We start from the raw sequence: 25,164 nt of genomic DNA, 5'->3' as shown, positions 1-25,164 counted from the left end.
ATTACGTCACATCGTCCGCACTTCTCACGTGGCGTGACCGGGCGGTGTGCGCGGTCTCACCCGCCGCAGGTGAGTCCGGGCGTGGGCGTGGCGAGTTCGGTGAGGTAGGCGATGACGGCGTCGTCGAGGCACCGGTCACCGGCGACGAGGGCGGCGGTGTGCCGGTTGCCCCGGAAGGTGACGAGCGCGGCGCCGAGCTGCTCGGCCAGGTCGACACCGGCCTGGTACGGGGTGGCCGGGTCCTCGGTGGTGGAGACGACGACGATCTTCGCCACGCCGGGCGCCGATATCCGGTGCGGTTCGCTCGTGTTCGACACCGGCCAGGACGCGCACAGTTCCAGCGGTGCCGCGCCGGTGCCCTTGCCGTCGTCGAGAAATGGTGCTGCCCTGCGGTATTCGGTGTCCTGGCGGGCGACGACCGCGGGGTCGGTGATGCGCGGGTCGTCGACGCAGCGGATGGCGTTGAAGGCGTCCTGGGTGTTGGCGTAGGTGCCGTCGGCGCGACGGCCGTCGTAGAGGTCGGCCAGTTGCAGCAGGGTGTCGCCCGTGCCGCCCTGCAGTTCGGTGAGGCCACGGGTGAGCAGTGGCCACATCTCGTCGCTGTAGAGGGCCTGCTGGACGCCGGTGATGGCGTCGTTGTAGCTCAGGCCGCGCGGATCCTCGGTGCGGGCCGGGGCGGCTTGCAGCGGGTCGACGAGTTGCCGGAAGCGGGCCACCGCACCTGCCGGGTCGGTTCCGAGCGGGCAGTCGGCGCTGTTCGCGCAGTCGGCGGCGTAGGCGTCGAATACGCCCTGGAAGCCCGCCGCCTGGCGCAGCGACTCCTGCACAGGTTCCTGGGAGGAGTCGACGGCGCCGTCGAGGACCATCGCGCGCACGTTCTGCGGGTATTTCTCGGCGTAGGCGGCACCGAGGCGGGTGCCGTAGGAGTAGCCGAGGTAGGTCAGTTTCGCGTCACCGAGGGCCGAGCGCAGCACGTCCATGTCCTGGACGACTTCCCGGGTGCCGACATGGCCGAGCAGGTCGAGGCCCGAGCGCTCGGCGCAACGGCCGGCGTATTCGCGGTTCTCGGCCTCGGCCTCGGCGATGCCCGCCGGGGTGTTGTCGGTGGGCGGTTCGGCGCGTTCGGCATCGGCTTCGGGCGGGGTCAGGCAGATGATCGCGGGCAGCGAGGAGCCGACGCCACGCGGATCGAAACCGATGCGGTCGAATCGTTCGGCCAGTTCGGTGCGGTGCCCGACGGTGACCATCGACAATCCGGAGACGCCGGGCCCGCCCGGATTCATCAGCAGCGACCCGATCTTGTCTCCCCTGGCCGGGATGCGCGACAACGCGATCTGCGCGGTCGGACCGTCGGGCCGGGCGTAATCGATCGGCACGGTGACGCGCGCGCACTGGGTGCTCGGCGGCAACCGTTCCTCCGGGCTGCCGAACTCCTCGCAGGAACCCCAGTCGATGCGCTGTTCGTAGAAATCGTTCAGCCCGGGGGGTGACGGCGGCAGCGGGGTGGGCGGGGTGGCGCTGTCGCTGCCGGATCCGCATCCGGTGGCGACCAGCGCGCAGATGGCGCCGAGAACAACGACGAGCCTGCCTCGCTGCACAGTTGGCCAACCTTTCCGCGCCGGGCGGCGCAACACGACGCACCCGAACGGGCTCGCCATCACGGTAACCGAAGCGCGGGTGTGACCGATCCCACCGGCCACGCCCTTAAAACGGTTCGGGGCGAGGTGGCACACTGGATGCGTCAGAAAAACCCGGGGACCCGCTACGGGCCTCGAGGAACCAGACGAAAGTAGGGACGATGATGTCCGTATCCGATGAGCAGAGCCCTGCCTACGGTGCCGCTCCCGCTACCACCCCCAAGCCTCGCCGCAAGACCCGCGTCCAGCATCTGCAGCAGATGAAGGCCGAGGGTGAGCGCTGGTCGATGCTGACCGCCTACGACTACTCCTCGGCCCGTCTGTTCGAGGAGGCGGGCATCCCTGTCCTGCTGGTCGGCGATTCCGCCGCCAACGTCGTCTACGGCTACGACACCACCGTGCCGATCACTGTCGACGAGCTGATCCCGCTGGTCCGTGGCGTGGTGCGCGGTGCGCCGCACGCCCTGGTCGTCGCCGACCTGCCGTTCGGCACCTACGAGTCCTCGCCCCAGCAGGCGCTGGCCACCGCCACCCGCTTCATGAAGGAGGGTGGCGCCCACGCGGTGAAGCTGGAGGGCGGCGAGCGGGTCGCCGAGCAGATCGCGCTCATCACCGCCGCGGGCATTCCCGTGATGGCCCACATCGGTTTCACCCCGCAGAGCGTGAACACACTCGGCGGTTTCCGGGTGCAGGGTCGCGGCGACGGTGCCGAGCAGCTCGTCGCCGACGCGATCGCGGTGCAGGAGGCCGGTGCCTTCTCCGTGGTGATGGAGATGGTGCCCGCCGAGCTGGCCGGTCAGGTCACCCGCAAGCTCACCATCCCGACCGTGGGAATCGGCGCCGGCGCAGATTGTGACGCCCAGGTGCTGGTCTGGCAGGACATGGCCGGCTACACCATCGGCAAGACGGCCAAGTTCGTGAAGCGGTTCGGCAATGTGGGCGACGAATTGCGTTCCGCCGCAGCCGCTTACGCCGACGAGGTGCGTCAGGGCACCTTCCCCGGACCCGAACACAGCTTCTGATCCGCGCGCACCCGGCCCCGTCGTACGGCGGGGTCGGGCAGCGGCGCGGCCGACGGCGAGATGGCAGACTCGGAGTCGAAACAGCCGACTCGAAGAGGTACGCATGCATCGCCGATGGAAGACCAGTCCCGGGCTCGTTGTCACCGGTGTTCTCGCCGCCGTGACCCTGACAGCCTGTGGCGGTGCGGAAGTCACGCCCAGCGGGTCCGCGACGACCACGACCGCCGGTGCCACCACCACCAAGACGGCGACGCCGAGCACCACGCTGGAGATCAGCGACTCCTCGGCGAGCCAGTTGTGCGACATGATCCGCCCGGAGCTGTCGAACTTCCGGGTGCAGGGCCCGACCCTCGGCCGGCTCGCGCTGAACACGATGGTGCACGAGTGGGCGCTGCGCAACGGCGGCATCAACGGGCACGTGCTGGCCGACAAGGCGATGATCGACCGGGTGACGACCGAGGCCTGCCCCGATGTGCGCACCGAAACGCTCACCGCACTCGACCTGCCCGACCTCGCCGCGGGATTGGCGTTCTGATGCGCGCCCTGTACCCCGAGATCGAACCGTTCGACAAAGGTCTCCTCGATGTCGGCGACGGCCAGTCGGTGTACTGGGAGGTCAGCGGCAACCCCGACGGCAAGCCGGTGGTGTTCGTGCACGGCGGCCCCGGCGGCGGCACCGGTCCGTTGCAACGCCGGTTCTTCGATCCGGCGGTGTACCGGATCGTGTTGTTCGATCAGCGCGGGTGCGGAAAGTCGGTGCCGCACATCGCCGACGGGGCGAGCCTCGAGTTCAACACCACACCGCACCTGATCGCCGACATGGAGGCACTGCGCGAGCACCTCGGTGTCGAACGCTGGCAGGTGTTCGGCGGGTCGTGGGGTTCCACCCTCGGCCTCGCCTACGCCCAGGCGCACCCGGAACGGGTCACCGAGCTGGTGTTGCGCGGCATCTTCTTGTTGCGGCGCAAGGAGATCGACTGGTACTACAACGGCGCGGCGGGCAACATCTACCCCGCCGAGTGGGCGAACTTCCTGGCACCGGTGCCGCCCGAGGAACGCGGGGACGACCTCGTCGAGGTGTACCACCGGCTGCTGCATTCGCCGGATCCGGAGATCGCGCTCGGTGCCGCCGTCGCCTGGTCGACGTGGGAAGGCGCCACGAGTTCGCTACTGCCGCACCCGGATCGGGTCGCCGAGACCGGTGAGCCACGCTTCGCCCTCGCCTTCGCCCGCATCGAAAACCACTATTTCCGGCACGGCGGATTCCTCGACGAGGGACAGTTGCTGCGTGACATCCATCGGATCGCCGACATCCCCGGAGTGATCGTGCAGGGCCGCCACGACGTGGTGTGCCCCGCGGTGAGCGCCTGGGAACTGCACAACGCGTGGCCCGGCTCCACCCTGCACATCGTCGAGGACGCCGCGCACACCGCGCACGAGCCCGGCATCACCCACCACCTGGTCGAGGCGACCGACCTGTTCGGGAAGCGAGACTGACCCATGGCGATCGAAGCCGGACCCGCCGTCGTCGCGGCGCTGCGCGAGGACATCGACCGGCTGCTCGCCGCCGAACCAGATGTCCGCGCCGACGCCGAGGACTCGGTGCACCAGATGCGGGTGGCCACGCGCCGGTTGCGCAGCGTATTGCGTTCCTACCGCAAGCTCTTCGACAGCGACGCCGCCGCCGAGACGGTGACGGAGCTGAAGTGGCTCGCGGAACTGCTCGGGGTCGCCCGCGACGCGGAGGTCCGAGGTGAGCGGTTCGCGAAACTGCTCGACGGGTTCGGCGAGGTGCCCACCGAGGTCACCCGCCGCCTCGTCGGCGCCGCCGACGACGCCTACGCCCAGGCCCACGACGAGATCCTCACCGCCCTCGACGGCGAGCGGTACGCGGCCCTGCGCGAGGTCCTCACCACGTGGCGCACCGATCCCCCGCTCGACGATTCCCTCGCCGGCGACGACGCGGACGACGTGTTCGCGCGCGTGCTCGGCCGCGACCGCAAACGCCTGCGCAAACTGGTCTTCGCCGAGCCGAGCGCCACCCCCGCCGACCGGGTGGAGCTGCTGCACGACATCCGCAAGGGTGCCAAGCGTTTACGCTATTCCTGCGAAGCGGCGGGCGAGGTCCTCGGCACCGACGCCACCGACCTGGGCACCCGCGCCAAACGCCTGCAATCGGTCCTGGGCGACCACCGCGACGCCGTGGAATCCCGCGCAGCCATCCTCGCCGCCGCAGGCGATTCCACCGACGCCACCGTCTACGAACTCCTCGCCGACACCGAGGAAGCCGCGGCGGGCCGGGCCATCGCGGGTTATCCCGCTGCCGCGGCGTTCATCTCGACCGACTGACCACCGGCGAACCCGGCTGTCACTCACGACACCGGCCACGGCATGCCGAACTGAGTGTCGACCGAAAGGCTGTGCCGCCGTGCAGGATCGATGCCCCATCGGTCGCAGCGGGTTCGAAAACGTCGGCAGCGCGTCGACCTCGACGCGCGCCAGGGCTCACTCGATGCCGGCGGGCGCGCCGTTCCCATCGGCGGAATAGGCGAATTCGATGGTTCTCGTCGTGGGATCGGCGGTGCGCAGGCGCACGGAGACGCGTTCGCCTTCCGGTGGTTTGCCCGCGCAGCGCGCCAGGATCGGGGGTTCGGCGACGAAGATCTCCGCGTCGCGCGAACCGTTGGCCTCGCGCAGGACCAGGGCGGCGAAGTCGGTGCCGACGCGCGGGCCGAGGATGGTGGCCTCGGTGAGGTCGACGCACGCGCGGTCGACTTTGTTGGCGAGCGAATCGGTGCGGCGCAGGGTTTCCGCGGCAGGCGCCAGGCCGTCCAGCACCCACTGCGGTACCTCGGTGCCCGCGCAGTGCGCCAGGCAGATCTCGGTGGTGAAGCGGTCGGCCAGGCGGCGCAGCGGGGCGGTGACGTGAGCGTAGGGGGCGCCGATGGCGCTGTGGGTCAGCTGGTCGGCAGTGGGGTCGTCGAGGTCGGCGAGCAGGGTGTAGCCGGCGCCGCGCAGCAGGGTGGTCGCCTCCGACATCAGGACCAGCCCGGCGGGAGTGTTGGGGTCCAGGCCCGCCAGCATGCGGCCGACCGGCAGGTCGTCGGGCCAGGCGATGTCGAGGGCGGCGGCGGTGCGGCGCATCGAGGCGACGGCGGAGTCGGGCGGCGGCGGCATGGTGCGCAGCAGACCGAGCCGGGTTCCCTTGTGATCGAGCATGATTCGTGCCGCGCACATCCCGGTGAGCAGGGAGACCTGCTCGTTCCAGTCGTCGGCGGCCGTGTGCGGTTCCAGGTCGAGGCGCCAGTTGTCGCCGTGGCGCACCACGTCCTGGGCCGGCAGGCGCAGCGAGATCGCACCGCGCGCGAGACCGGCCTCGATCCGCAGCCGACCGAATTCGGGCAGCGCGGCCAGCGAGGGGTGCAGTGTTCCGGCGTCGGCGGCGGCCTGGACCTGCTGGTAGTCGAAGCGTTCACGGGAGCGCACCAGGGCACGCTCGACCGAAAAACGAAGGAGCGCGGCGTCGTTGTCGAGTTCGATGGTCCACAGCGCGACGGGCCGGTCGACACCGGGCAACAGGCTCGCGGTCCCCTCCGACAGCACGGGCGGATGCAGCGGCACGGTGCCGTCGGGGAGATAGAAGGTCTGGCCGCGTGATTCGGATTCACGGGCAAGGGCACCGCCGGGCACGATCACCGCGCCGAGATCGGCGATGGCGTAGTGCAGGGTGAAACCGGTCGCGGTTTGTTCGAGGTGCAGCGCCTGGTCCAGATCCATGGCGCTCGGTGGGTCGATGGTCACCAGTTCGAGGCCGGTGCGGTCCACCCGGGTGCCCGCGAACGCGTCGACCGCGTCGCGGGCCTCGGAGACAGCCTCGGCCGGATAGTCCGAGGCCAGCCCGAATTCGGAACGGATGGCGCCGAAATCTACCGGCGCCGAGACGATCCGCTGATGGAGTTCCATCCTGGCAGCGTAGCGATTGTTACTGCAGTGCCAGCATGGTGCCGTTGAGCTGATCGAACGGGCCGTACACGGTGAAGGTGACCCGGCCACCCGGCACCGACGACGACACGGCGGCCGCCGCGTCGAGCGCCTGACCGAACGAGGCCGCCGACGGATGCGGCAGACCGGCCACGGTCCGGCCGAACTTGTTCTGGTGCACCCAGGCGGTATCGGCCGGGCTCAGGTCGACCTGGACCCCGCCGGGCAGCGGGGTCACCGCGACCGCACCCGCCGAACCGGCACCCATCGAGGTGAGCACCGCGGCGGCTCCGGCGATCAATGCACCGGCGACAATGGAACGAACTACCCGCATGGAAATGTGACCTGCTTCCGCGATCGATGTGTGAGCCCGCACAACGGGCCCTGCCGACGGGCAACACTCTATGACCTCGCTCACGTTCCCGACGAGTTCCCGCGCATATTCACCGCCCCGTCGCGCGTCTCGCACGAATTGTTACTGTGGCGACGGCACATCCGGCACAAGCCGGAAAAGTGTTGCACCCACGTCGATAAATGGGAGTTCCGAGCGTATGTCGTCGCTGATTTACGATTACCTGTTGCCGATCCTCGGGCCTGACCAGGCCACCTACTGGGCCCAGGTGCTGATGATCAACCCGGCCTGACTCACCGTCACACGAATCAACATGTCGCCTCCCGTTAACCTGACGGGAGGCGCCTTGTTTCCTGGGCCGCTAGCATCCCGCTGCGTGAGTAGAACTACCGCCGCCCTCGCGGCAGGCACCGCCGTCTTCGCCCTGCTTCTGACCGGTTGCGGCGAGGACTCGTCCACCGCCGCAGCCCCCGCAACCACCACCACCCCGGCCGTTCAGGTCGATCCCGGTAAGGCCGGCATGTTCGTGGTGAGCTATCGCAACGCTTTCCCGAAGCTGGCCGCCGGCCGTGACGACCTAGCGGTGAGTGGGGTGCTCAACCAGACGTGCTCCGACATCAAGGCGGGCAAGGCCGAGGCCGACACCATCGCCGGAATCGTGAAGAGCTCGACCAACGGCTCCGTTTCGGCCACGGAGCAGGAAGCGCGCGCGGTCTACGACATGGCCAAGCTGATGTGCTGAAGTCCCCTCGGGACAGACGAAGGCGGCGGTCCCGTGCGGGACCGCCGTCTTCGTCGTTTCCTGGGCGGGCGAGCCGGCCTGTAAGCCGGATCCTGTCCCCGGCTCGCGCCGGGGGGCGACCATCCATCTGGACACACCGTCGCCGGGTGCCTCGAGCGGTCCACCCGCAGGCTCGGGCGAGCAGCCCTCGAACACCTGCGCAGCCGCACCGTCGCCGGTGCGGCCTTCGACCTTGCTCCGGGCGGGGTTTACCTAGCCGCCCCGGTCACCCGGGGCGCTGGTGCGCTCTTACCGCACCGTTTCACCCTTACCGCACGTTGAGCGTGCGGCGGTTTGTTTTCTGTGGCACTGTCCCGCGGGTTACCCCGGGTTGCCGTTAACAACCGCCCTGCTCTGTGGAGTCCGGACTTTCCTCGGTGGCGGGCGGCGACACCGATGTGCCCGTTCCCGTCACCGCGGTCGCCCGGCCGACTCGTCCGCTCCGCCATGGTACTCGGTACGGTTATCAGTCATGGAACGTGTCGACGTCAGTTTCCCATCGGGTGACCAGCAATGCGCCGCATGGCTCTACCTCCCCGATGGTGCGCCGAGGCCGCGTCCGCTGGTGATCATGGGACACGGGCTGGGGGCGACCCGCGAGATGGGGTTGGATCGGTATGCGCGACGGTTCGTCGCGGCGGGAATGGGGGTGCTGGCCTTCGACTATCGGCATTTCGGCGCCAGTGAGGGTGCGCCCCGCCAGGTGCTCAATATCGCCAGGCAGCGTCAGGACTGGAAGGCCGCGATCGCCTACGCGCGTAGCATCCGCGGCTTCGACGCCACCCGGATCGCGTTGTGGGGCACGTCTTTCGGTGGTGGGCACGTGCTTTCCGTCGCTCCCGACGACGACTACCTGGCGGCCGTGGTCGCCCAGGTGCCGTTCACCAGCGGCTGGGCGTCGGCGCGGGCGAAGGGACCGATCAGCCTGACCAAGGTGGCGACCGTCGCCATGACCGATCTGCTGTTGGGCCCGTTGCGCCGCAAGCCGATTCGCATCCGCCTGGCGGGCCGTAAACGCGCCGCCGCCCTGATGAGTGCCTCCGATGTGCCCGAAGGCTTCGGCAGGCTCGCCGAGGAGAGCCCGACCTACGACCCCAAAGTCGGTGCCCGCGTAGCTTTCTCCACCCTGTTCGACGCCCCCGGCCGACGCGCCAAGTCGCTGAAGGTCCCGGTGCTGTACACGATCGCCGAGAACGATTCCGTCGCACCGTCCGGCCCCACCCGCAAGGCGGCCGCACGCACCAAACACGCGGTGGTCAAGGAATACCCGGTCGGCCACTTCGACGTGTACTTCGACGACGTCTTCGAACAGGTCGTGCGCGACCAGACCGACTTCCTGGTGTCGATCCTGCGCCCCTGACAACGCATGAAAAGGGCGCAGCATCGTGATGATGCTGCGCCCCTAAGTGTTCGTGCGGCGATCAGATCGGCTGGAAGCCCGCGCCGACCCCACCCGCGCGGTTCACCACATCGAGGATCACCTCGATCGGCTGGAAGTAGGCGGGCGAGTGGATCGGGTTGGCGCCGTTGGTGCACGGCACGTCGAAGTCCACGGGGCCGAGGCCGGTGAGCCTGCCCTGGTTCATGCCGACGAGCCGGTCACCGACAACGACCGGACCACCGGAATCGCCCGGCTGCGAGCAGTACTGGTTGATCGAGTTGCCCTCGAGCTCACCCCACACCACACCGCAGCTGCGGCCGCTGGTCCGGCCGTCGGAGCACACGGTGGAGCCCGGTGCCGGTGCGGGGCCGATGCCTGCCACGGTGGTCTGGCCGATCGTGCGCGTGGGCACCACCTTGGACGCATCCAGTTGCAGCACAGCGAAATCCAGGTAGTCGCCGTCGTCGGAGAAGGCGACGGTACCGATCACGCCCGCGTGCAGCGCCTGCTCGGCGCCGACCTTGGCACCGGTCGACGCGCAGTGCCCGGCGGTGAGACCGACCAGCCGGCCCGCGTTGTCGTGGCCGATGGCCGTGAGCGAACAGCCGGAGTTGTTGTCGAAGACGATGCCCGAACCGGCACCGAGCACCACGCTCGGATCAGCCGACACGCTGCCTACACCGGCAGACGTGGTGAGCGCCCCCGCGATGGCCGCCGCGAACGCCGCCATCCGTAGAAACTTCATCAAGTACCTTTCTCGACGGCCGCGACCGGCTATGCGTCGACGTGACGCGCATCGCGAACCCGGGCGACCGTACCGCGCCCGGGTGACACGGGGCCACCTCAGAGATAGGAAGTGTCGTTGACCAGGCGCACCGAAGCGCCACCGTCGGGATAGAACTCGGCGATACACAGCGACGCCAGGTCCAGATGCAACCGGTACAGCAGCGACGGGCCGACCCCGAGCGCCAGCTGCAGCAAGGTTTTGATGGGGGTGACGTGACTGACCACGACGACGTTCTCGCCGGGATATAGCGCCACCAGGTCGCGCCGCACGCCTTCGATCCGTTCGCGCACCTGGTCGAAGCTCTCGCCACCGGGCGCGGGGATCGACGGATCGCCAAGCCAGTCCGCGTGCAGCGCCGGATCCCGCTGTGCCGCTTCGGCGAAGGTGAGTCCTTCCCACTGGCCGAAGTCGGTTTCGATGAGGCCGTCGAGAATGCGCAGGGGCACATCGAGTGCGGTAGCGGCGGCCTCGGCGGTGGAACGGGCCCGCTGCAACGGTGAGCTCACGACGGCGGCGATATCGCCTTTGGCGGCAAGCATTTTCGCGGCGCGGTCGGCTTGTTCGCGGCCCAGTTCGGTGAGCGGCGGGTTGCCGCGGCCGGAGTAGCGGCGTTGCACCGACAGCTCGGTTTGGCCGTGGCGCAACAAGAGCAGGCGGGTGGGACGGCCGATGGCGCCGGTCCAGCCCGGGGAGTAGGTGGAAACCTTTTGGGCGGCAGGCGATTCCGTCTTGTCCGCGCCACCGACGACGATCTGCTCACCTGTCGGCGTAACAGCCACCTGCTCGCCCGTCGGTGTGACAGCAGCCTTGTCGCCGGCCGGGGTCATGGTTACGTCCGACGTAGTCGATGCTTCGTCGCCGGCGACGACGCTCGGCTCCACCTCGGCTGCGGCCCGATCATCCGCCGCGCCGAGGGCGACCTGATCTCCCGGTGTGTAGCCCGCGGCGAGCGACTCGCGGACGGTGCCGACGAGGGCGCCGTCGTCCATCGCCTCGTTCGCCAGCCGGTCGGCGTGGGAGTTCTCGGCGCGCGGGATCCAGGTGAAGCTCACGCGCTCGAAACCGGACACCAACCGGCGTGCCTGTTCGGCGAGCGGAATCATGGAGGCGTGCTTGATCTTCCAGCGACCCGACATCTGTTCGACGACGAGCTTGGAGTCCATGCGCACCGTCACCACCCGCGCACCGAGTTCGGTCGCAGCCTCCAAACCCGCGATCAGCCCACGGTATTCGGCCACATTGTTGGTGGTGACGCCGACGTATTCCTTGCGTTCGGCCAGCACGCGCACATGGTCGTCGGCGAAGACGACCGCGCCGTAACCGGCCGGGCCGGGATTGCCGCGTGAACCGCCGTCGGCCTCGACGATCACCTCACGCACACCAACCGGCCCAGCGGTCACAGTCCGGATTCCTTGGTGCGCACCATGATCGCGCCACACTCGGGGCAGCGGACCACCGCATCCGGGGCGGCCTTGGCGATGCGCTGCATCTCACCGCGGTCGATCTCGATGCGGCACGCACCACAGCGGCGGGCCTGCAGCAGGGCGGCACCGACACCGTGGGCGGCGCGCTGCTTGTCGTAGACGGCGAGCAGTTCACCGGGGAACAGGCCGATCAGTGCGGCGCGGTCGTTCTCGCACCGTTGCTGCGCGACCTCGAGGTCGGCCATCGCCTCGTCGCGCAGGCGTTCGGCGTCGGCCAGGTCCTGGTCGGCCTTGCTGAGCCGGGCACCGGCGTGGTCGTGGTCGGCGGCCATCGCCTCACGCTGCTCCATCACGGTCAGCAGTTCGTCCTCGAGGACGGCGCGACGGCGTTCCAGGCTGCCCAGTTCGTGCTGGAGTTCGGACAGCTGTTTGGCGGCGACGGAGCCCGCGGTGAGCATGGCGCGGTCGCGGTCCTCGCGCTTGCGCACCGCCTCGACCTCACCCTCGAGTTTGCGGATGTCACGATCCAGGTCGTCGATGCCGATCTCGACCGCGACCGCGGCGTCCTTGTAGCCGTTGCGCTCGGCCGCCAGCCGCGCGACCTCCTGCTGCTCGGGCAGCGCGGTGCGCCGGTGCGCGATCCGCGTCAGCTCGGCATCGACAGCGGCGAGCTGCAACAGCTTGGACTGGACCGACGGTTCGACATTCAACGGGCACGAACTCCTGAACACGGTGGACGGATGGATCGATCAACCGTACCGCGCCGCACGAGGCGAACACGCCATGACCCGGATCCGCGACCGAGCGGGGTGCGGTGACTCAGCCCGTGACCGTCCACGGATCCGTGCGAAGGGTCGACACGCGGGTGGTGAGGGCGGGCAGCGCCCGGGTGACGACGGATTCGGCCTGGGCGCACCACGGGAATTCGGTGGCCCAGTGGGCGGCGTCGACGAGGGCGGGGCCACCTCGGCGGAGGTGTTCGTCGACGGGGTGATGGCGCAGGTCGGAGGTGAGATAGGCGTCGACGCCCGCGCGGATGGCGGCGTCGAGGTAGGAGTCGCCCGCACCGCCGCAGACGGCCACCCGCTTGATCGTGCGGTCGGGGTCGCCCGCGGCCCGCACACCCCAGACGGTGCGCGGTAGACCGTTGCCCACGCGGGCGGTGAACTCGCGCAGTGTCTCGGGTTCGGCGAGTTCGCCGATGCGGCCGAGGCCGAGGGACGACGGCAGGGGTGCGCGTTCGGTGACGTGGTAGGCCGGTTCCTCGTAGGGGTGGGCCGCGCGCAGGGCCGCGAGGACGGCGGTGCGCGCGGACGGCGCCGCGACGACCTCGATCGCGTCCTCGGTGACGGTCTCGACGGTTCCGACCGCGCCGATGGCCGGGTTCGCGCCGTCGACCGGCAGGAACTGGCCCGTGCCGGAGGTGTACCAGGCCGCCTCGCGGTAGTCGCCGATCGCTCCTGCGCCTGCCGCGAACAGCGCCGACATCAAAGCGGCCGTGTGGGTCTGCGGCACCTGGATGACCCACTTGTCCATCGGGGCAACCGGTTTGGGGTCGAGCGGGCCCGTGACGGTGAGGCCGACAGCGGCGGCGAGCGCGTCGGAGACGCCTGGGTCCGCGGAATCTGCGTTGGTGTGCGCGGAGAACAGTGCGCAGTCGGAGCGGATCAACCGATGCAGCAGGGCGCCTTTCGGCGTATTCGCCGCCACGGTGTCGACGCCGCGCAGCAGCAGGGGGTGGTGCACGACCAAAGCCTGTGCACCCCAGGCGATCGCCTCGTCCACGACGGCTGCGGTGGCGTCTACGGCGAACAGCACCTTCGAAACCTGTTGCGCCGGATCACCACACACCAGGCCAACCGAATCCCACGATTCGGCCAGTTTCGGTGGGTACGCCGCGTCGAGCACCCCGATCAGTTCGGCCAGGTCGGTCACCGCCGCCTCCTTCGCTCCGCTGAGACCTGCGCCGTCGTGGGCAGGTTCGACATTCGTTCGCCCTGATCGCACAAGGCCCCCGTGAGGAATCGGCATCACCACAGCGCGGCCCGCAACCCGTCGATCAGCTGATCCACCTCGTCGCGGCCGCGCACGGCGACGCGCAAATAGTCGGGGCCGAGACCCGGGAAGGTGTCGGCGCGGCGGACTGCGATGCCTCGGTCGGCGAGATGCTTGCGGACCAGGGCGCCGTCCGTGACGCGCAGGAGCAGGAACGGGCCGGCGGCCGGGGTGTGCACGTCGATGCCGAGCGCGGTGAGACGGTCGATCATGGCGTCGCGGTCGGCGGCGATGCGCTGGGCGAGGTGGTGGGATTCGGCGACGGCGGCGGGTTCGGCGGTGGCGCGGATCGCCTCGAGCTGCAGGGTGCCAAGCGGCCAGTGGGGGCGGCCCTCGGTCAGCCGGGCCAGCACCTCGGGAGCACCGAGTACGTAGCCGCAGCGCAGACCGGCCAGCGCCCACGTCTTGGTGAGACTGCGCAGCACCAGGACGTCCGGTGCGCTCAGCCCGGCCAGCGACTCGAGTTCGCCACTGATGCCCTTCGGACGTACCGCACCGGGGACTGCGTCGGCATCCGCACTCAGGGGCGCAGCGCCACCATCCACTACACGCTGGGGCGCGGCGCCACCGACCTCGGGTCGTGCAGTCGACGAACCCGCCGCCGCTCGGAGCTCGGCGACCGCGTCGGCGAAGGCTTCGTCGACGACGACGATGCGGCCGGGGCGGCGCAGGGCCTGGATCGTTTCGGCGGGGTGCAGGATCGAGGTGGGATTGGTTGGGTTGCCCAGGACGACCAGGTCGGCTTCTTCCGGTACCTGGGCAGGGTCGAGGGTGTACGGGCGTTCGAGGACGACGCGGGCCACCGGGACGCCTGCCTCACGCAATGCCAGTTCCGGCTCGGTGAAGGACGGGTGGATGACGGCGGCGAGGCGGGGGCGCAGGCGGGGCAGCATCGCGAAGCCTTCGGCGGCGCCTGCCAGCAGCAGGACTTCGTCGGGGGTGCGGCCGTGGCGGGCGGCGACGGCCGTGCGGGCGGCGAGTTCCTCGCCTGCGTCGGGGTAGCGGCCGAGGTCGGTGAGGCGGGCGGCGAGCCGGTCGCGTAGCCAGGCCGGTGGGGCGGTGCCCTGGACGTTCACCGCGAAATCGAGCATGCCCGGGCGCGCTTCCACGTCGCCGTGGTGGCGCAGCATCGCGGGGTCGACCGAGTCCTCGAACACAACTGAACACCCTACGTGGCGGTGCCTCGGCCCTACCGGCGACAATGGGAGCCGTGGGAGAGCTGCACGTGACCTTCGTCTGCACAGGGAACATCTGCCGGTCGCCGATGGCGGCGAAGATGTTCGAAGCGCATCTGTACCGTGCCGGTCTGGCGAACCGGGTGCGGGTGAGCAGCGCGGGCACCGGATCGTGGCACGTCGGCGACCCCGCCGATCCGCGCACCGCCGCGACCCTGCGCCACGCCGGGTACGCCGCCGAACACATCGCCGCCACCTTCGGCGACGAACATCGCGACGCCGACCTGATCGTGGTGCTCGACACCAGCCACGACCGGGAACTCGCCCACCGAGGCGTCCCCACCGAACAGCGCAGGCTGCTGCGCAGCTTCGACCCCGCCGCCGACGGAGTCGACGTGCCCGACCCGTACTACGGCGACCAGACCGACTTCGACCTGGTCCGCGACCAGATCGAGGCAGCCGTCCCCGGCCTGCTCGACTGGGTCCGGGCCGAACTCGAGGCCCGCGACCCGGCCGCCGCGCGACGCTGATGCGCAAACTCACCTTTCTGCTGCGGCCGAGCTGGCTGATTCTGGCGCTCGTCGTCGTCGCGTTCGCCTACCTGTGTTTCACGATCCTCGCGCCTTGGCAGCTGAACAAGAACAGCAGCACCGAGCACCGTAATCAGCTGATCGCCGACTCGGTGCAGGCCGAGCCGGTGGCTGTTACCGACATCCTCGCCGGTGATCCCGGTACCCATACCGAGTGGCGGAAGGTGATCGCCACCGGGACCTTCCTTCCGGATTCGACGGTGCTCGTCCGGTTGCGCCATCTGGACGGTGCGCCGGGGTATGCGGTTCTCGCCGCGTTTCGGCTCGATGATGGTCGTACAGTGCTCGTCGACCGTGGTCTGGTCGCTGCTGTCGACGGGACGCGGCCGCCTGCGATTGCCGAACCGCCGGGTGGGGCTCAGCGCATCGAAGCGCGGGTCCGTGCGTCCGAAGGGGTCGTCCCGGACAAAGTGCCGAGCACGCAGGACGGGTTCCGGCAGGTGTATACCGTCGACACCACTCAGGAATCCACTGTTCTCGGTATCCCGCTGACGGCTATCCCTACCGGGACCGATAAGGGTGGTTATCTTCAGCTTGCCGAGGGGCAGCCGGGGTCGTTCACGCCTGTTCCCCTTCCTCAGCTGGATGCGGGGCCGTATCTGTCCTACGGCCTTCAATGGCTGGCCTTCGGTGTGATGGCTCCGCTCGGGCTGGGGTATTTCGTGTTCGCTGAAATGCGGGCTCGGCGGCGGGAGCGTGGAGAAGTCGGGTCCGAGGTGTCCGATCAGCCTGCTTCGACTTCTCAGGAGAGCACTACGGAAGCGCGTCTCGCCGATCGGTACGGCCGCACTCGCTGACGCTCACCTGCGCAGCAGTGCCAGCGTGGCGCTGACTGCTACGGCTCCGATCTGTACTGCTTCCGACATTCGGACGGCTCTGCGGAGATCTTCGGTTTCGGGGGCGCGTCCGGTTCCCAGTGTCGGGCGTAGTTCTGCTCCGTAGCGGTATTGGGTGCGGCCTCCGAGTCGGACTCCGAGAGCACCTGCCATCGATGCCTCGACGACTCCGGCGTTGGGGCTCGGGTGTTTGCGCGCGTCCTGCCGCCAGGCCTGCCAGGCCTCCCCGGGGTTGCCGCCGACGAGGGGGGCCAGCACCACTGTGAGCAGTCCGGTCAGTCGGGCGGGGACGAGATTCGCGATGTCGTCGGTGCGGGCGGCTGCCCAGCCGAAGCGTAGGTAGCGGTCGTTGCGGTAGCCGATCATCGCGTCGAGCGTGTTCACCGCTCGATATCCGAGCAGCCCGGGAACTCCGGCCACGGCACCCCACAGCAGCGGTGCGACGGTGGCGTCGGAGGTGTTCTCGGCGATGGATTCCAGTGCGGCGCGGGCCAATCCGTCGGCGTCGAGGACCGAGGGGTCGCGTCCGCACAGCGAGGGCAGCAGTTCGCGGGCGGCGTCGATATCGCCGGCGTCGAGCCGGTCGGCCATGTCGTGGCCGGCCCGGGCCAGGCTGCGGCCACCTAGAACGGTCCAGGTCGCGAGGGTTGTCGCGAGCAGGCCGCCGCGCGCGGCTACCGCACCGAACGCGAGGACCGAGCCGACCGCAACGGTCTCGTGCAGGATTCCGGCGCGGTGGGTGTCGGCGTAGGTTCGCTGCTCCAATGCCGCTGCCGCCGTACCGAATCCGGCTACCGGATGCCAGCGGCGCGGGTCGGCGAATGCCCGGTCGAGTGCGAAACCGAGCAGCAGTCCCGCGGCGGTCGAAATCCCCTTGTGCACCGGGCGAGGTTAACCGGTGGGGCAGCGATGTCACACCGGATGCGTCTGCTTCGTCGTCTACATGACAGCATCCTGGGCGACCGCCCACTCTCGACCGAACGGCTGGCACGATGACCGACACCGCGAATCTCGACCGCGCGGAACTGGCGCGACGCTTCGAGGAGCACCGCGCCTACCTGCGCAGGCTCGCCTACAGCACCCTCGGCAGCCTGGCCGACGCCGAAGACGTGGTGCAGGAGGCGTGGCTGCGGCTGCAGCGGCAGCACGAGGCGGGCAAGGCGGACGAGATCGACAATCTGCGCGCCTGGCTCACCACCGTGACGGGCAGGCTCGCCCTCGACCAGCTCGGGTCCGCGCGGGCCCGGCGCGAACAGTACGTCGGCGACTGGTTGCCGGAACCGGAGGTCAGCACCATGGACGATCCCGCCGACCGCATCTCCCAGGACGAACGGGTCACCACCGCACTGCTGGTCGTGCTCGAATCGCTCTCACCCGCCGAACGCACGGCCTTCGTACTCCAGGACGTGTTCGGGATGTCGGGTCCGGAGGTCGCCGAGGTGGTCGGGCGCACCCCGGCCGCGGTGCGTCAGCTGGCCTCGCGTGCGCGCAAGCACGTGGAGAGCGGCACGCCGCGATTCCCGGCGTCGCCCGCCGAACAGGAGAAGGTGGTTTCGGCGTTCGCCCTCGCCTGGCGCTCGGGTGACCTCAGTTCGCTGCTCGGCGTGCTGGACGAGAAGGTGGTGCTCACCGCCGACGGTGGCGGCAAGGTGCCCGCGATCCGCCAGCCCGTGCGCGGCGCCGAGCTCATCGCCAAGATGCTGCTCGGCTGGTACCACGCGCCGTCGGCGACGGATGCCTGGGGCCGTGCGGTGCTGGTCAACGGCGCACCGGGGCTGGTGGTGTTCGACGGCAACCACATCGGTGTCTTCTCGTTCGTCGTCGACGACGGCCGCATCGTCGCCATCAATGTGGTCCGCAACCCCGACAAGCTGCGCGACCTGCCGACCGCGGGCGCACCCGACTGGTACATGGGTCGCGCCGAGGACTAGGCGCACACCTGCGCGACGTCACCTGCGAAGTCGTCGCTCCACTTCGCTGAGCGGATGGCTTGCACACACAGGGCTTTCCGGTCGCCGGGCCGTCACCTTTCCCGGCTACCGGGAAGATCCCTGTGGTACTTCCGGCCCGTCCGGTTCAGTAGTGGAAGGTGTCGCACGGAGTGGCCGGTCGGGCAGTGTAGGGAGTCGATGGTGGGTTCGGAACGAATCGTGGTGGTGACCGGCGCCAGTCGCGGCGCGGGCAAAGGCATCGCGCTCGCGCTGGGGGAAACCGGGGCAACGGTCTATGTCACCGGGCGAACGCGGAACGAAGGCGATTCCCCACTGCCGGGCACCGTGTTCGCGACCGCCGAGGAGATCACCCGCCGCGGCGGCCACGGCGTGCCCGTAGTGCTCGACCATGGCGACGATGCCCAGGTCGAGTCCTTCTTCGCGGGTCTTCGCGACGAGCACGGACGGCTCGACATCCTGGTCAACAACGCTCTCGCGGTACCCGACGGCCTGACCGAGAAGGGGCCGTTCTGGGAAAAGCCGCTGACCTTGCTCGACCTGCTGGATGTAGGTATGCGCTCGAGCTACGTCGCCACCTACTACGCCGCACCGCTGCTGGTGGCCAATGGCGCGGGGTTGGTCGTGAACACGTCGTCGTTCGGCGGCACCTGCTACATGCACGGACCCGCATACGGTGCGGGCAAGGCGGCGGTGGACAAGATGGCGCACGATATGGCCGTCGACTTCCGTCCGTGGAACGTGGCGGTCGTCTCGATCTGGATGGGTCTGCTCGCGACCGAGCGCACGCTCGCCGCGTTCGCCGCGAATCCAGGTGCCTACGACGGTCTTGCCGCGACAGCCGAATCGCCGGAATTCACCGGTCGTGTCATCGATGCCCTCGCGCGTGATCCCAAGTTGATGGACCGTACCGGCCGGGTGCTCATCGGCGCCGAGATCGCACAGGAACTCGGCGTCGAGGACACCCGGGGCCAGCAGCCGCCTTCGCACCGGCCATTCCTCGGTAACCCTCCGGTGTTCTCCGACGCGGTCGTCGACTGACCTCGCGAACCCGACCATTCGCTCACCACTCCACACCCGGGCAGGCAACCGATGGATCTCGCACAACGCATCGACACCCTCGAACAGATCGAAGCGATCAAACAACTCAAGCACCGGTACTGGCGAGCCTGTGACAACAAGGACCCGAAGACGATGCGGGACTGCTTCATCCGGTCCGGCGCCGACCTGGACTACGGCCCAATCGGCACCTTCCACGACGCAGGGCCGCTGGTCGAAATCTTCACCCGCATCGCGTTGCACAAGGTCGACGGCAAACACGTCGTCCTCGACATGCATCACGGCATCCACCCCGACATCACCGTCACCGGGGAACACACCGCGACAGGCCGGTGGACCCTGCGATTCCGCCAGGTCAATCTGATCGACAACACCGAGTTCGTCTCGACGGGCGACTACGACGACGACTACGTGATCGAGGACGGCCGCTGGAAGATGTCACGCAGTCATTTCACGGAGCGCTGGTCGATCACCCGCCCGCTCCTGGCGGACTCCGTCATCACCGAGGGAATCTTCGCGGAGCCCTAGACCCCGAGCGAATACCCGTGCGCGGCGGCCACTTCCGCCGACAGCAACTTCCCGTCCACCGCGGTGAGCCCGGCCGACAAACCCGGGTCGGCGGTGCACGCCCCACGCCAGCCGTTGTCGGCGATGGCCAGCGCGTAGGGCAGGGTGGCGTTGGTGAGCGCGACGGTGGAGGTGTGCGGGACCGCACCCGGCATGTTCGCGACACAGTAGAAGAGCGAATTCCCCACGGGGAAGGTGGGATTCGCGTGCGTCGTCGGCCGGGTCGACTCGAAGCAACCGCCCTGGTCGACGGCGATGTCGACGAGTACCGAACCCGGACGCATCCGCGCGACCAGCTCGTCGGACACCAGTTTCGGCGCCTTGGCCCCTGGCACGAGCACCGACCCGATCACCAGATCGGCGGCGAGCACGGCCTTCTCGATCTCGAGGGCGTGCGAGGCCAGGGTGCCGACCCGCCCGGCGAACCGGGCGTCGAGTTCACGCAACCGGGCCAGATTCGTATCGAGCACGCTCACCCGCGCACCCATCCCCACCGCGACGCTCGCCGCATTGGTGCCCGCCACGCCACCGCCGAGCACCACCACGTCGGCGGGCCGAACCCCGGGCACGCCGCCGAGCAGCACGCCTTCCCCACCCATCGGCGCCATCAGGTGATAGGCACCGACCTGCGCGCTGAGCTTGCCCGCCACCTCGCTCATCGGCGCGAGCAACGGCAACGAACCGTCGGCCGCCCGGACCGTCTCGTAGGCGATGGCGGTGATCCCCGACGACAGGATCGCGTCGGTACAGTCCTTCGACGCGGCCAGATGCAGATACGTGAACAGCACCTGCTCGCGCCGCATCAGCGAATACTCCTGCGCGATGGGTTCTTTCACCTTCAACACCAGGTCGGATTCGGCCCACACCTGGTCGGCGCTTGCCGCGATCCGCGCACCGGCGGCCCGGTAGTCGTCGTCGGCGAAGCCCGAGCCGACGCCCGCACCCGCCTGCACGAGCACCTCGTGCCCGTGGGCGGCGAGCTCCGCGGCGCCGGCCGGAGTCACTGCGACCCGGAATTCTTGCGGTTTGACCTCGGCCGGAACACCGGAAGTTACGCCCGTTGCCGTCATTCACCCAGACTAGATCCTGTTTCGACGGGCCGCAGTCGAATTCGAGGCGTGTCCGGATCCCTACCCGGCAGGCGCCGCGACCACCGGGCTCGACGTGGTCTCCGACGCGCCGGCCGTCGCGGATGTCGACGGCGGCTGTTCGGTCGTGGTCGCCGGTGGCGGCGTCGTGGTGACGGGCGCGGCGGTTGTGGTCGGCGGGTCGGTCTGCCCGCATTCGTTGCCGTGTCCACACTGGTCGGTTCCGCAGAACCGCTCGCCCGGCGGGCACCCCGGCCCCGTCTCGCCGCACTCGCCCGGCCCGCAGCTGTCGGTACCGCATTCCGGGCCGGGCACACAGGTGTGCCCGGGCGGGATCTCGGCCTGCGCGGGCGGCGCTGCCGCTGGTTGCCCGGGCGCTTGCGGCACCGGGGCGGCAGGACCACCGGCATCCTGGTCCGGTACGCCCGGGTCGGTCGCGGCAGCGGGTGCGCTCGTCGATGTCGCCGGCGTACTCGTCGGTGCCGACGTCGTCGCGGTCAGCGACGTGCTCGGTACCGGGGTCCCGTCGGCGCCGCCGCCTTCCGAGGAGCATCCACTCACCACGAGCACCGGGACGACGAGCGCCAACAGCAGGCGCGACATCGCACGCAACCGGATACCCGTCCATCTGTGCAGCAACACTGCGTTCTCCTCCGGACGAAGTCCCACGACTGTCGCGGCGACTCGAATTCTTATGGTCGCTAACGGTTTTCGCGTTACAGCGGGGAATCGAGCGTCAACGCGCCGACCCCGGGCCACAGCGCCCGAGAATCGGTGCCGCGCTGCCCGCCGCGCCCGGTGCCGACGCGCAGCGCGATAATCGCCGCATGATCATCAAGGTGAGCGGGTTCGCGCCCGAGATCGACGAGTCAGCATGGATCGCGCCGAACGCGACCGTGATCGGACGGGTGCGCCTGGGCGCCGAGGTCGGCGTCTGGTACTCGGCGGTACTGCGCGGCGACCTCGAACAGATCACCGTCGGCGACCGGACCAACATCCAGGACGGGTGCGTGCTGCACGCCGATCCCGGCTTCCCGCTCACCGTCGGTTCCGGTGTGTCGGTGGGGCACAACGCGATTCTGCACGGGTGCACCATCGGCGACGACGTGCTCGTCGGCATGGGCGCCACCGTGCTCAACGGCGCGGTGATCGGGGCGGGCACCCTCATCGCGGCCAACGCGCTCATCCCCGAGGGCGCCCAGATTCCGCCCGGGTCGCTGGTCGCCGGGGTGCCGGGCAAGGTGCGTCGCGAGCTCACCGAGGCACAGCAGGACGGCATCAAGCTCAACGCCGCGGTGTACCTACACAATCTCGCCACACATCGGGACGCCGAAGTGTTGTGACGCATCACACTGAGCAAATGACCAGTAGGGAAACCTGATAACATTTGCCCTGCGTATCGCGACCGGTCCACCGAGTCTTCAGGGCCGGCACCGGTACGCGGGGCAGGAGGTATCACGGTGGCATACGCGCAGGTAGGTGTGCACCGATCCGGGGGCAGGCTCAGCGTGGCCGATATCGCGGCACAACCAGGCGGTATCGAGGCACTTCAGTGCCGTGTTCACGAATTACGTTCCCGGGGTGTGCATTTCGCGGCGAACGCGATCGAGCAAGAGATGGTCGCGCTGGATCTCCCACCACGGGGATAATGGGCTGATGCCCACTGTCTCGACCATCCTCGCGCGGATCCTGGAAAAACCCGTCACCGACGGGGAGAAACTGCTCGACAGCGCGCTGTCGGCGTTTCTGGATTTCGGGATCAAACGGACAAGCATGGGCGAGATAGCGCGCCGCGCCGGCATCAGCCCGGCCACCCTGTACCGACGGTTCGAATCCAAGAACGACCTGGTCGAAGCGGTTGGCGTGCGTGAGGCGCAGCGCTATGTCGGCGAGATCGACGAGCGGGTCCGCGCGGTCACCGAACCCGAGGACCGGCTGGTCGAGATCTTCGTCGCCTTCGTCACGACCATCGCGGGCAACGAGCTGCTGCGGCGGTTGCTCGGCACCGAGCCGGAGATGATCCTGCCCAAACTCACCACCGACGCCGGTCCCATCCTGGCGGTGGGGCGCGAATATCTCGCCGACAAGCTGCGTGAGGTGCAGGCGGGCTCCCCCGACTTCGACCCCGACCTGGTCGCCGAGATCATGGCTCGCCTCGCCTTGTCGCTGGCGCTGACTCCCGACGGGCTGATCCCGCTGGACGACGCCGAAGCCGGACGTGAATTCGCCCGCCGCACCCTGCTGCCGATGGTCGGCATCCGTCCCACCTACTGAGCGGGCACCCCGAACGCCTCGGCGACTGCTTCGTCGACGGCGGCATCGGATACCGGCACACCGCCCTCCATGAGCTCGCGCACGCGACGCACGATCTCGACGGCGGCCGGGCTGCCAGGATCGGGCAAGGGCAGCCGGGCGACGTACTGGGTGATCCAGCGTCGCCTGCCCGAATACAGACGATTGCCGCAGACCGCGTCGTAGAACCGCAGGCCCAGCGCCGAATTCGCCACGCCCATCAGGAGATACGCCAACTCGGTCGCGGACTTGCCTGCGTCGAGGTCGGTGAGCGAGATCCAGTAGCAGTCGCCGTTCACCACGGCACCGGAACGATCGAGGGCGAAGCGGGGCCGTTCGCTGATATCGGGGAAGACGAGTTTCGGCGCGCCCCACAGGTGTGGTCGTTGCGGTACCCAGATCTCGTACCACTTGCGGCCGCCGTCGAGAACATAGCGTCGACCGGACAGCGCCTCCTCATGGGTGCGCAGATACTCTGCTGCGCAGGGAAATTCGGCCAGATCGACCGGGGTGCGCCGTGTTTTCCGCAGGTCGTAGGGGTAAAGCACTCTGGTGCCACGATCCTTCTTGATCTGCCACCGTTCGAGGTCGTGGTGAGTGATCAAGGGCTGCAGCAGTTCTCGTTCGGGCGTCGGGTCGAGGTCGTCCCAGTGGTCGGAGATGAACACCCGATCGGCGGTCGTCTTGATACCCACCCGGATTCGCGCCGTCTCGCCGAAGGTGTGCCAGGTTCGGTCGGCGATCTTGTCGAGCCAACGGTCGACGGCCGGGCGCGACATCCGCCAGACCGTCTCCCCGTGCGGACGTTCGTGATCACTGATCACCTGGCCGGCCGACGGCCCGTTCGCCGCTTCCCGCCCCTGCGATGCCAACGTCCCCACTTCAACCGCGAATACGCGTCCCCCAGCACCGACCAGGCAGTCGGTCTCCCCGGCTAGCGCGTCGAACAGCTCTGTACCGCAGCCTGTTTCGTCGCCAGTTCGCTCATAGACGGAGACGTACCGGCAACCGGCCGAGCTCTCGGCAACGTTCGCCGGATCGCTTCGCTTCGCGAATCCGCCGGCGGACAGGGAATCTGTGGGCACGATCGCGGGCGCCGCAGCACCGCCCGCCGCAGTGCCGGACGCCGCAGCACCGCCTGCCGCAGTGCCCCCCGTCGCAGTGCTGGACACCGAGGTGGAAGCTGCGGCATATGCGCGCGTTCCGCGGTTCTGATGCGCGTTGTCGGCGCCTACACCGCTCGCACCGTCACCGGCTGGGATCGTGCCTTCGCCGGGAAACACGCGGGCATGCGCGACGCTCGCGGCTGATCTGGTGGCGATGGTGATCGCGGGGAGGACGGCAGCGGAGAAGAGTTTGGTGTCGCCGAGGTCGTAGAGCTCGACCGGGGTCAGGTCGGCGGTCAGGATGCGGCGCAGGTTGGCACCCGCTCGGGTGGTGAGAAACCTGTTGGCACAGAGCAATCCGAGCACGCCACCCGGCGCGAGGAGACGCGGCGCCAAGGCAACGAAGGGATGCGTGAGATCGATACGCCCACGGAGCCCGAATTTTCGGCTGAGCAGTTGCGCGGTGGCCCCGCCGAGCTGCTGCGTGCGCACATACGGCGGGTTGCTGATGATCAGATCGAAGGAGCCCTTCGCCAGACGCGGCGCCTTCGCCAGGAAATCCCCTGCCCGGCAGTGGATCTCGACCCCCTCGGCCGCGGCCCGCGCCACCGTTTCACCGACGGCGGCACGGTCCAGGTCGTACCCGGTGAGCCGGACCGCGACACCCGGTGCGCACGACACCATCTCCCGATGCACCGCGAGCAGCAGCTCCCCGTCCCCGCAGGCCGGGTCGAGCACCCGCAACTCGGCGCCGCACGGGGCGTACAGCAGCGCCCGGCGCGCCAGAAACCGCGCCAGCTCCGGCGGGGTGTAGTGCCTGCCGTGCCGTTTGCGCTCCTGCGCATCGCGGGACTGCAACGCCATGAGTCCGATTGTGCCCCGCCACGCCCCGATTGCGCGTCAGGCGCGGGCTGCCATCGCCCCCGGCCACAGTCGGCCGCCCCGAACCGGCGCGGCGTCGACGCCTCCTCGCCGCGTTGCGGGGAACCTGCGTGGGTTGCCACCGGCATGAACCGCACTCGGCCCGACTGCGCGTCATCGATGGCTCTTCGTGCATGGTGTGACCCGGCCGCGCCCGTGGG

Annotated in this window: 25 protein-coding genes and 1 other RNA gene; 13 read left to right on the top strand and 13 right to left on the bottom strand. The window is 69.2% G+C overall.

The window, feature by feature from the left end; translation table 11 throughout:
* Positions 1–56: 56 nt before the first annotated feature.
* Positions 57–1,598 (bottom strand): alpha/beta hydrolase, encoded by a 1,542-nt coding sequence (locus LDL21_RS18885; protein WP_443678045.1) that lies wholly within the window; start codon positions 1,596–1,598, stop codon positions 57–59.
* 203 nt (positions 1,599–1,801) lie between these two features.
* Here LDL21_RS18885 and panB point away from each other — a divergent pair, with 203 nt between their 5' ends.
* From panB to LDL21_RS18865, 4 genes are all read left to right on the top strand, one after another.
* Complete coding sequence (panB, locus tag LDL21_RS18880; RefSeq protein ID WP_225281196.1) at positions 1,802–2,659, top strand: 3-methyl-2-oxobutanoate hydroxymethyltransferase; 858 nt, start codon at positions 1,802–1,804, stop codon at positions 2,657–2,659.
* 103 nt (positions 2,660–2,762) lie between these two features.
* The gene (locus LDL21_RS18875; protein ID WP_181697964.1) at positions 2,763–3,194 is read left to right on the top strand and encodes a hypothetical protein; all 432 of its coding nucleotides are present in this window, start codon (positions 2,763–2,765) and stop codon (positions 3,192–3,194) included.
* The gene (gene pip / locus LDL21_RS18870) at positions 3,194–4,156 is read left to right on the top strand and encodes a prolyl aminopeptidase (RefSeq protein WP_225281152.1); all 963 of its coding nucleotides are present in this window, start codon (positions 3,194–3,196) and stop codon (positions 4,154–4,156) included. The genes LDL21_RS18875 and pip overlap by 1 nt, the downstream gene beginning before the upstream one ends.
* Before the next feature lie 3 nt (positions 4,157–4,159).
* Complete coding sequence (locus LDL21_RS18865; protein WP_225281151.1) at positions 4,160–5,008, top strand: CHAD domain-containing protein; 849 nt, start codon at positions 4,160–4,162, stop codon at positions 5,006–5,008.
* 156 nt (positions 5,009–5,164) lie between these two features.
* Here LDL21_RS18865 and LDL21_RS18860 read toward each other — a convergent pair whose 3' ends face one another.
* Together LDL21_RS18860 and LDL21_RS18855 are read right to left on the bottom strand one after the other, a co-directional pair.
* The gene (locus LDL21_RS18860; protein WP_225281150.1) at positions 5,165–6,622 is read right to left on the bottom strand and encodes an RNB domain-containing ribonuclease; all 1,458 of its coding nucleotides are present in this window, start codon (positions 6,620–6,622) and stop codon (positions 5,165–5,167) included.
* Between the two features lie 19 nt (positions 6,623–6,641).
* Positions 6,642–6,974, bottom strand: a complete 333-nt coding sequence (locus LDL21_RS18855; protein WP_067487308.1) for a hypothetical protein — start codon at positions 6,972–6,974, stop codon at positions 6,642–6,644.
* A gap of 394 nt (positions 6,975–7,368) precedes the next feature.
* Here LDL21_RS18855 and LDL21_RS18850 point away from each other — a divergent pair, with 394 nt between their 5' ends.
* The gene (locus LDL21_RS18850; protein ID WP_225281149.1) at positions 7,369–7,734 is read left to right on the top strand and encodes a hypothetical protein; all 366 of its coding nucleotides are present in this window, start codon (positions 7,369–7,371) and stop codon (positions 7,732–7,734) included.
* Positions 7,735–7,799: 65 nt separating this feature from the next.
* Here the strand turns inward: LDL21_RS18850 and rnpB are convergent.
* Positions 7,800–8,209: RNase P RNA component class A (gene rnpB / locus LDL21_RS18845), an RNA gene on the bottom strand.
* A gap of 36 nt (positions 8,210–8,245) precedes the next feature.
* Between rnpB and LDL21_RS18840 the strand changes: the two genes are divergently transcribed.
* Positions 8,246–9,133 carry an alpha/beta hydrolase gene (locus LDL21_RS18840; RefSeq protein WP_225281148.1) on the top strand — a complete coding sequence of 296 codons (888 nt, stop codon included), beginning with the start codon at positions 8,246–8,248 and terminating at the stop codon, positions 9,131–9,133.
* Positions 9,134–9,194: 61 nt separating this feature from the next.
* On the opposite strand, the gene LDL21_RS18835 is transcribed toward LDL21_RS18840, so the two are convergent.
* From LDL21_RS18835 to LDL21_RS18815, 5 genes are all read right to left on the bottom strand, one after another.
* Positions 9,195–9,899: a S1 family peptidase gene (locus tag LDL21_RS18835; RefSeq protein ID WP_225281147.1), complete on the bottom strand. Its 705-nt coding sequence runs from the start codon at positions 9,897–9,899 to the stop codon at positions 9,195–9,197.
* Positions 9,900–9,997: 98 nt separating this feature from the next.
* Positions 9,998–11,320 carry a bifunctional RNase H/acid phosphatase gene (locus tag LDL21_RS18830; protein ID WP_225281195.1) on the bottom strand — a complete coding sequence of 441 codons (1,323 nt, stop codon included), beginning with the start codon at positions 11,318–11,320 and terminating at the stop codon, positions 9,998–10,000.
* A gap of 17 nt (positions 11,321–11,337) precedes the next feature.
* Complete coding sequence (locus LDL21_RS18825) at positions 11,338–12,075, bottom strand: zinc ribbon domain-containing protein (protein ID WP_181697970.1); 738 nt, start codon at positions 12,073–12,075, stop codon at positions 11,338–11,340.
* 109 nt (positions 12,076–12,184) lie between these two features.
* Positions 12,185–13,300, bottom strand: coding sequence for a Nif3-like dinuclear metal center hexameric protein (locus tag LDL21_RS18820; protein ID WP_225281146.1), 1,116 nt, complete (start codon positions 13,298–13,300; stop codon positions 12,185–12,187).
* Between the two features lie 95 nt (positions 13,301–13,395).
* Positions 13,396–14,550 carry a pyridoxal phosphate-dependent aminotransferase gene (locus tag LDL21_RS18815; protein ID WP_504805444.1) on the bottom strand — a complete coding sequence of 385 codons (1,155 nt, stop codon included), beginning with the start codon at positions 14,548–14,550 and terminating at the stop codon, positions 13,396–13,398.
* Positions 14,551–14,621: 71 nt separating this feature from the next.
* Here LDL21_RS18815 and LDL21_RS18810 point away from each other — a divergent pair, with 71 nt between their 5' ends.
* Positions 14,622–15,125: a low molecular weight protein-tyrosine-phosphatase gene (locus tag LDL21_RS18810; protein WP_225281144.1), complete on the top strand. Its 504-nt coding sequence runs from the start codon at positions 14,622–14,624 to the stop codon at positions 15,123–15,125.
* A complete protein-coding gene (locus tag LDL21_RS18805; RefSeq protein ID WP_225281143.1) occupies positions 15,125–15,982 on the top strand; it encodes an SURF1 family cytochrome oxidase biogenesis protein in 858 nt (285 codons plus the stop codon). Before LDL21_RS18810 ends, LDL21_RS18805 begins: the two co-directional genes overlap by 1 nt.
* A 3-nt stretch (positions 15,983–15,985) precedes the next feature.
* Here LDL21_RS18805 and LDL21_RS18800 read toward each other — a convergent pair whose 3' ends face one another.
* Positions 15,986–16,903: a cobalamin biosynthesis protein gene (locus tag LDL21_RS18800; protein ID WP_225281142.1), complete on the bottom strand. Its 918-nt coding sequence runs from the start codon at positions 16,901–16,903 to the stop codon at positions 15,986–15,988.
* A gap of 110 nt (positions 16,904–17,013) precedes the next feature.
* On the opposite strand from LDL21_RS18800, the gene sigJ reads away from it, so the two are divergent.
* From sigJ to LDL21_RS18785, 3 genes are all read left to right on the top strand, one after another.
* Positions 17,014–17,952 carry an RNA polymerase sigma factor SigJ gene (sigJ, locus tag LDL21_RS18795; RefSeq protein WP_225281141.1) on the top strand — a complete coding sequence of 313 codons (939 nt, stop codon included), beginning with the start codon at positions 17,014–17,016 and terminating at the stop codon, positions 17,950–17,952.
* Positions 17,953–18,150: 198 nt separating this feature from the next.
* Entirely contained in the window at positions 18,151–19,011 is an 861-nt protein-coding gene (locus tag LDL21_RS18790) for an SDR family NAD(P)-dependent oxidoreductase (protein ID WP_225281140.1), read from the top strand.
* A 51-nt stretch (positions 19,012–19,062) separates the two neighbouring features.
* The gene (locus LDL21_RS18785) at positions 19,063–19,557 is read left to right on the top strand and encodes a nuclear transport factor 2 family protein (RefSeq protein ID WP_225281139.1); all 495 of its coding nucleotides are present in this window, start codon (positions 19,063–19,065) and stop codon (positions 19,555–19,557) included.
* Here the strand turns inward: LDL21_RS18785 and ald are convergent.
* Together ald and LDL21_RS18775 are read right to left on the bottom strand one after the other, a co-directional pair.
* Positions 19,554–20,666, bottom strand: a complete 1,113-nt coding sequence (gene ald / locus LDL21_RS18780) for an alanine dehydrogenase (RefSeq protein ID WP_225281138.1) — start codon at positions 20,664–20,666, stop codon at positions 19,554–19,556. The two genes, LDL21_RS18785 and ald, sit on opposite strands and share 4 nt — an antisense overlap.
* 60 nt (positions 20,667–20,726) lie before the next feature.
* Positions 20,727–21,326 carry a hypothetical protein gene (locus tag LDL21_RS18775; protein WP_225281137.1) on the bottom strand — a complete coding sequence of 200 codons (600 nt, stop codon included), beginning with the start codon at positions 21,324–21,326 and terminating at the stop codon, positions 20,727–20,729.
* A 185-nt stretch (positions 21,327–21,511) separates the two neighbouring features.
* On the opposite strand from LDL21_RS18775, the gene LDL21_RS18770 reads away from it, so the two are divergent.
* Together LDL21_RS18770 and LDL21_RS18765 are read left to right on the top strand one after the other, a co-directional pair.
* Positions 21,512–22,027, top strand: coding sequence for a gamma carbonic anhydrase family protein (locus LDL21_RS18770; protein WP_225281136.1), 516 nt, complete (start codon positions 21,512–21,514; stop codon positions 22,025–22,027).
* A 313-nt stretch (positions 22,028–22,340) separates the two neighbouring features.
* Positions 22,341–22,958, top strand: a complete 618-nt coding sequence (locus tag LDL21_RS18765; protein ID WP_225281135.1) for a TetR/AcrR family transcriptional regulator — start codon at positions 22,341–22,343, stop codon at positions 22,956–22,958.
* On the opposite strand, the gene LDL21_RS18760 is transcribed toward LDL21_RS18765, so the two are convergent.
* A complete protein-coding gene (locus tag LDL21_RS18760) occupies positions 22,952–24,946 on the bottom strand; it encodes an N-6 DNA methylase family protein (protein ID WP_225281134.1) in 1,995 nt (664 codons plus the stop codon). The two genes, LDL21_RS18765 and LDL21_RS18760, sit on opposite strands and share 7 nt — an antisense overlap.
* Between the last annotated feature and the right edge of the window lie 218 nt (positions 24,947–25,164).

Origin of the sequence: Nocardia rosealba, from assembly GCF_020216065.1 — a bacterium.
Classification (GTDB): domain Bacteria; phylum Actinomycetota; class Actinomycetes; order Mycobacteriales; family Mycobacteriaceae; genus Nocardia; species Nocardia rosealba.
The sequence above is the reverse complement of the archived record's forward strand: the minus strand, read 5'-3'. Positions and strand labels throughout refer to the sequence as shown.